Below are 6,000 nucleotides of genomic sequence, written 5' to 3'. Positions count from 1 at the left end.
GGTGTCGGTGTCGGGCCAGTCGCGGCTGCCCGGTGTGCGGTGTGGGGACATGGTGGGCGCCTGGGGGTGGGGGCTGTTCGGAGGGGGCGGGGGCTCCGGCCCTGGGGTTGACCGGAGCCGCCGCGGAGGCACCCGCGCGAAGCGCGGCGTGCCCCGGGGGAACAACCCAGGGGTCGACTGAGGAGGAGGGGGTCGACCCGTCGGTGTGTTCGATCCGAGCCCGCGGGGGCACACGTAGTAAATATATATACCGTCGAGTAAGCAAGGGCATGAAAAAATTCATGCGAACCCGGGCCAAGGAAAAGCCGGTCCCGCGGCTGCCGGGACCGGCTCAGTCCTCCAGGAAGAAGTCGTACTGGTCCGACGCCTGCTCGTACTTCTCAAGGCGGGCCTGCGTGCGCTCCGGATCGGCGTCCGCCATGGCCTGCAGGATCGCCGCGGACAGGACCCCCGGTGCCGCGTACGAGTCGAAGACCAGGCGTGAGCCCGTACCGGCCGTGAGTGCCACGTCGGCCTCGTGGGCCAGCGGCCCGAGCGCCCTGTCCGTGATCAGCGCGACGCGCAGCCCGGTACTGCGCGCCGCTCTCATGGCGGCGAGGGTCTCCTTGGCGTGGCGGGGCATCGCGAAGGCCAGCACCCAGGTGCCGCCCGCCTCGCGAGCCTGGAGCAGTGCGTCGTAGGCGACGCTGCCGCCACGGGTCACCACCCGCACATCGGGGTGGATGCGCCGCGCCGCGTAGGCGAAGTACTCGGCGAGGGAGACCGAGATGCGCAGGCCGAGCACGGTGAGCGGGACGGATCGGGCGAGCTCACGGCCGATGTCGAGAATGCGGTCGGTGTTCGCGAGGGTGCGGCGCAGGGACGTCAGGTTCTCGATCTCGGCGTCGACCGCCGCTTGGAGCTCGTTGCGCCGCTGCGCCTGCGGGTCCTCGGGGGATCCGGCGATCGCACTGAGGGCGATGGGCTGGAGTGCGTCCCTGAGCGCGGGATATCCGCTGAAACCGAGTGACGACGCGAACCGGGTCACCGACGGCTGGCTCACGCCCACGCGCTCCGCCAGCTCGGTGATCGACAGGAACGCGGCCTCGGTGAGGTGATCGAGCAGGAACTGCGCGATACGCCGCTGGCCGGGTGAGAGCCGGTGTCCGCCGAAGAGCGCGCGCACCCGGTCGACGGGCGTCGCCTCCTCCGTCTCCGTGGAAGGTGCGCCGGGTGTGATCGCCGCCGCCTGCGCGCGTGCCTGTTGGCCTGATGGCACGGGGTGCCTCCGTTTCGTCCCGATGCCGCCCAAGATAGTTCACGGACGATCGCTGCATGGGGCAACTGTCATACCGGGCGAGCGTCCGCGCGACGGACGCGACGGGTCGCCCGTCAGCGCGTTGACGGGCCGTCCGATCGGCGTCCGGCGGGCGATCCCGCGCGCGGGCGGGACGTTCCCGCGCGCGGGCGGGACGTTCCCGTGCGGGGTGGCACGTTCCGGTGCGGGGGTTCCCGTGCGGGGTGGGCCCGCCCGGACGGAGGAAAGTATCTGTCAGGGTCGGACAGGCCCTAGATCCCCAGCTGCTTCGCCTCGTGCAGGCGCGCGATCGCGTCCTGGTCGCCGTCCAGCTCCACCTTCGCCACGTCCTGGCGGCCGAAGACGAACATCGTCAGCTCACCCGGCTCCCCGGAGACCGTCACCACCGGCGTGCCCCGGTGGGCGACCGCCGTCTGGCCGTTCGGGCGGCGCAGCACCAGGCCCACCGGGGCCTTGCGGCCGAGGAGGCGGGCGCCCTTCTCCAGGCGGGACCAGAGGGCGTCCGAGAAGACGGGGTCCAGATCGCGCGCGGACCAGTCGGGCTGGGCGCGCCGTACGTCCTCCGTGTGGACGTAGAACTCGACCACGTTCGCGCCCTCGTCCACCTGCTTGATGGTGAACGGTGACATCCGCGGCGGGCCCGTACGGATGAGCTGGATCAGCTCCTCGTACGGCTTCTCCGCGAACTCCGCCTGCACCCGGTCAAGGCGTGCCTTCAACGCCGGTACGAGAGTCCCGGCGGCCGCGTCCGGGCGGCGCTCGCGCACCACCACGTGGGCCGCGAGGTCCCGGGTCCGCCAGCCCTCGCACAGCGTCGGAGCATCGGGCCCGGCCGCCTCCAACAGATCGGCGAGCAGAAGGCGTTCACGCTTCGCATGGGTCGACATGCCCGCCAGCGTACGACCGCGACCCACGGTCCGCCCAGTGGACGCCCAGCCGGGCCTGCCCCCCGGCCACGGCACAATGGCCCCATGAGCAGCAATCTCGACCCGGCCATCGCCGCCCGCCTCAAGCGCAGCCCGGACGGACTCGTCCCGGCCATCGCCCAGCAGTACGACACCGGCGAGGTGCTCATGCTCGGCTGGATGGACGACGAGGCCCTCCACCGCACCCTCACCACCGGCCGCTGCACCTACTGGTCCCGCAGCCGCCAGGAGTACTGGGTCAAGGGCGACACCTCCGGCCACGTCCAGCACGTCAAGTCCGTCGCCCTCGACTGCGACGCCGACACCGTGCTCGTCAAGGTCGACCAGGTCGGGGCCGCCTGCCACACCGGCGCGCGGACCTGTTTCGACGCCGATGTCCTGCCCCTGGGCAAGTAGGGTCTGGCGCCATGGATCTCGAGACCTTCCGCAAGCTGGCGGCCGACCGCCGTGTGATTCCCGTCAGCCGCCGGCTCCTCGCGGACGGCGACACCCCGGTCGCGCTCTACCGCAAGCTCGCCGCCGAACGCCCCGGCACCTTCCTCCTCGAATCCGCCGAGAACGGCCGCTCCTGGTCCCGCTACTCCTTCATCGGGGTCCGCAGCGACGCCACCCTCACCGTCCGCGACGGGCAGGCCCACTGGCTCGGCACCCCGCCCGTCGGCGTCCCCACCGACGGGGACCCGCTCGCCGCCCTCCGTGCCACCGTCGAGACCCTGCACACCCCGCGTGACCTGGCGTCCGGCATGCCGCCCTTCACCGGCGGCATGGTCGGCTACCTCGGGTACGACATCGTCCGCCGCCTGGAGCGCATCGGCGACTCCACCCGCGACGACCTGGAGCTGCCCGAGCTGACCATGCTCCTCACCAGCGACCTCGCCGTCCTGGACCACTGGGACGGCTCGGTCCTGCTGATCGCCAACGCGATCAACCACAACGACCTGGAGACCGGTGTCGACGAGGCGTACGCCGACGCCGTCACCCGCCTCGACGCCATGCAGGCCGACCTGGCCCGCCCCGTCGCCACCGTCCCCGCCGCGCTTCCGCCCTCGGAACTGCCCGAGTTCTCCGCGCTCTGGGGCGGCCCGGCCTACCAGGACGCCGTCGAGGACATCAAGGAGCGGATCCGGGCGGGCGAGGCCTTCCAGGTGGTGCCCTCGCAGCGCTTCGAGACCCCGTGCCACGCCTCCGCGCTCGACGTCTACCGGGTGCTGCGGGCCACCAACCCGTCCCCGTACATGTACCTCTTCCGCTTCGAGAACGGCTTCGACGTCGTCGGATCCAGCCCCGAGGCCCTCGTCAAGGTCGAGGACGGGCAGGCGATGGTCCACCCCATCGCCGGCACCCGCCACCGCGGTGCCACCCCGCAGGAGGACCACGACCTCGCCGAGGAGCTGCTCGCCGACCCCAAGGAGCGCGCCGAGCACCTGATGCTCGTCGACCTCGGCCGCAACGACCTGGGCCGGGTCTGCGAGCCGGGCTCGGTGGAGGTCGTCGACTTCATGTCGATCGAGCGGTACTCGCACGTCATGCACATCGTGTCGACGGTGACCGGACGCGTCGCCGAGGGCCGCACCGCCTTCGACGTCCTCACCGCCTGCTTCCCCGCCGGCACGCTCTCCGGCGCCCCGAAGCCGCGCGCCATGCAGATCATCGAGGAGCTTGAGCCCTCCCGGCGCGGACTGTACGGCGGCTGCGTCGGCTACCTCGACTTCGCCGGGGACTCCGACACCGCCATCGCCATCCGTACCGCCCTGCTGCGCGACGGCACCGCGTACGTGCAGGCCGGAGCGGGTGTCGTCGCCGACTCCGACCCGGTCGCCGAGGACAACGAGTGCCGGAACAAGGCCGCCGCCGTCCTCCGCGCCGTACACACCGCCAACCGGATGAACGGCGCATGACGGCGTAAGGGATAGTGGGGGGCGTGAGTGCTGTTCCCGTACCCCAGCCCCGAGCCGCCCGCGCGAGCGGAACGGCCGCCTCACCCGGCGGCCGCCGCAGCCTGGCCGCGGCTCTCCTGCTCGGCGCCCTCGGTGCCACCGTCGTGCTGCTCTCCGCAGGCCAGATCTGGGCCCAGGGCACGGCGTCGGTCGGCGGCGGCACGGTGCCCGTGGAGGCCGACGGCGGCGCCGTCACCGGCGTACCGACGGCGCTCGCGATCGTCGGCCTCGCCGCGCTCGTCGCCGTCTTCGCCGTCCGCCGCGCCGGACGCACCCTGGTCTCCGGCCTGCTCGCGCTCAGCGGCGCGGGCGCGGCGGCGGCCGCGTTCCTCGGCGCCTCCGACAGCGAAGCGCTGGACGCCGAGGCCGCCCGGATCTCCGGCGACACCGCGGCGACGGTCGCGGGCCTCACCCACACCGCCTGGCCGTACGTCACGGCGGGCGGCGCGCTGCTGATCCTCCTCGCGGGCCTGCTCGCGCTGCGGTACGGCACGAGCTGGCCGGCGATGGGCGGACGCTACGAGCGCGCCGGCGCCCCGCGCGCGGGACGTCAGGGCCCCGGTACGGGCGGGGCCTCCGGTGCGGCGGCGGCGGACAGGCCCGAGGATCTGTGGAAGGCCCTGGACCGCGGCGAGGACCCGACGCGCGAGGACTGAGCGGGAAGGGTGGGTGCGACGCGTGATCGTCGGGCCACCCCGATTCATCCTCGCGCCCCTGTGTGCGGGACAATGACCACGAGTGTCCGCGCACGCGTGAGACCTCACCATCGAGCCACCACCGAGCAACAGCAACGAGGAGCAACTCATGGCGGGCAGCGCCCACGGACACACCCCGGCCGCCTGGACCGGTGTCATCATCTCCTTCATCGGCTTCTGCATCGCCGGAGTCTTCATGGTGGCCGCCAACACGGCCGGCTTCTGGGCCGGCATGGCCGTCGTCCTCCTCGGCGGTGTGATCGGCCTGGCGATGAAGGTGGCGGGCCTGGGCATGCCGAAGGAGTCGGCGGCGGTCGTCGCGGCCCGCGAGACGGCGACGGCGAAGGCCCGCGCCTGACGGCAGCGGCACACACGACACGCGCGAAGGCGCAGTCCGGCGGGGCCGGGCTGCGCCTTCGCGCGTCAGGAGCGAGAATCACCGGGTGGACGCGAAGCCGACGACCCCCGCCGCCGTCACCGAGACCGCCGCGGCGCCGCCAGGAGGCCCGGAGGACGGCCCTGTGGCCCCGGAGCGGGGCGGGGGCCCGACGAACGGTGACTTGTGGGTCTCCAGGTACCCCGGTGGGGTGGGCGGACCCGCGGCTCACGGACCATCCAGGTACCCCGGGGGGATGGACGGACCCGTGGGCGCAGCGCACGGACCGACGTCGTCGCGGTCGCTCGCGGCGCGGCTGGTCGCGCCCGTCGGTGCGCTGGGCGGGGTCGTCGCCGCGTTCGCGTACGTCGGGGCCGTCGACCCGAACGAACCCGGGCACTATCCCGTCTGCCCGCTCCTCCGCTTCACCGGCCTGTACTGCCCCGGCTGCGGCGGGCTCCGCAGTGCCCACGCCTTCGTCCACGGCGAGCTCGGCACCGCGTTCGGCGCCAACGCGCTCGCCGTCGTCGGCTACGGCCTGTTCGCCGTCGTCATGGCCGTCTGGCTGATTCGCGCCGTACGTGGCGTACCCATGAGAGTCGCGATCAGCCCCGCCTGGTGGTGGGGGATCGGCGCCGTCCTCGCCCTCTTCACCGTCGTGCGGAACCTCCCCTTCGGCTCCGCGCTCGCCCCATGACCCCTCCCGAGAAGTCCCAGCAGGTGGGACGCATGTCGGCCGGATGCGGGTCCCGAGCCCTCGGGCGGATAC

7 protein-coding genes are annotated in these 6,000 nt (G+C 72.9%); 5 read left to right on the top strand and 2 right to left on the bottom strand.

Going from position 1 to position 6,000, the window contains the following annotated elements; all coding sequences use genetic code 11:
• Nucleotides 1–331: 331 nt before the first annotated feature.
• Both ACWF79_RS12845 and ACWF79_RS12840 read right to left on the bottom strand, forming a co-directional pair.
• The gene (locus ACWF79_RS12845; protein ID WP_453728102.1) at nt 332–1,258 is read right to left on the bottom strand and encodes a MurR/RpiR family transcriptional regulator; all 927 of its coding nucleotides are present in this window, start codon (nt 1,256–1,258) and stop codon (nt 332–334) included.
• 290 nt (nt 1,259–1,548) lie between these two features.
• A complete protein-coding gene (locus tag ACWF79_RS12840) occupies nt 1,549–2,184 on the bottom strand; it encodes a TIGR03085 family metal-binding protein (protein ID WP_453728101.1) in 636 nt (211 codons plus the stop codon).
• Between the two features lie 84 nt (nt 2,185–2,268).
• Here ACWF79_RS12840 and hisI point away from each other — a divergent pair, with 84 nt between their 5' ends.
• From hisI to ACWF79_RS12815, 5 genes are all read left to right on the top strand, one after another.
• The gene (hisI, locus tag ACWF79_RS12835; RefSeq protein ID WP_345692165.1) at nt 2,269–2,619 is read left to right on the top strand and encodes a phosphoribosyl-AMP cyclohydrolase; all 351 of its coding nucleotides are present in this window, start codon (nt 2,269–2,271) and stop codon (nt 2,617–2,619) included.
• 11 nt (nt 2,620–2,630) lie between these two features.
• A complete protein-coding gene (locus ACWF79_RS12830; RefSeq protein ID WP_453728100.1) occupies nt 2,631–4,121 on the top strand; it encodes an anthranilate synthase component I in 1,491 nt (496 codons plus the stop codon).
• A gap of 14 nt (nt 4,122–4,135) precedes the next feature.
• The gene (locus ACWF79_RS12825; RefSeq protein WP_453728099.1) at nt 4,136–4,816 is read left to right on the top strand and encodes a TIGR02234 family membrane protein; all 681 of its coding nucleotides are present in this window, start codon (nt 4,136–4,138) and stop codon (nt 4,814–4,816) included.
• A 148-nt stretch (nt 4,817–4,964) separates the two neighbouring features.
• A complete protein-coding gene (locus ACWF79_RS12820; RefSeq protein WP_453728098.1) occupies nt 4,965–5,213 on the top strand; it encodes an HGxxPAAW family protein in 249 nt (82 codons plus the stop codon).
• A gap of 274 nt (nt 5,214–5,487) precedes the next feature.
• The gene (locus tag ACWF79_RS12815) at nt 5,488–5,928 is read left to right on the top strand and encodes a DUF2752 domain-containing protein (protein WP_453728097.1); all 441 of its coding nucleotides are present in this window, start codon (nt 5,488–5,490) and stop codon (nt 5,926–5,928) included.
• The last annotated feature ends 72 nt before the right edge of the window (nt 5,929–6,000 follow it).

The organism is Streptomyces sp. NPDC054975 (assembly GCF_053609105.1).
This window is presented reverse-complemented; position numbering and strand designations above follow the sequence as displayed.

Excerpts from the sequence above, each read along its gene's own strand:
- ACWF79_RS12830 (WP_453728100.1), top strand. The coding sequence starts at position 2,631 with ATGGATCTCGAGACCTTCCGCAAGCTGGCGGCCGACCGCCGTGTGATT.
- hisI (WP_345692165.1), top strand. The coding sequence starts at position 2,269 with ATGAGCAGCAATCTCGACCCGGCCATCGCCGCCCGCCTCAAGCGCAGC.
- ACWF79_RS12820 (WP_453728098.1), top strand. The coding sequence starts at position 4,965 with ATGGCGGGCAGCGCCCACGGACACACCCCGGCCGCCTGGACCGGTGTC.
- ACWF79_RS12840 (WP_453728101.1), bottom strand. The coding sequence starts at position 2,184 with ATGTCGACCCATGCGAAGCGTGAACGCCTTCTGCTCGCCGATCTGTTG.
- ACWF79_RS12815 (WP_453728097.1), top strand. The coding sequence starts at position 5,488 with ATGGACGGACCCGTGGGCGCAGCGCACGGACCGACGTCGTCGCGGTCG.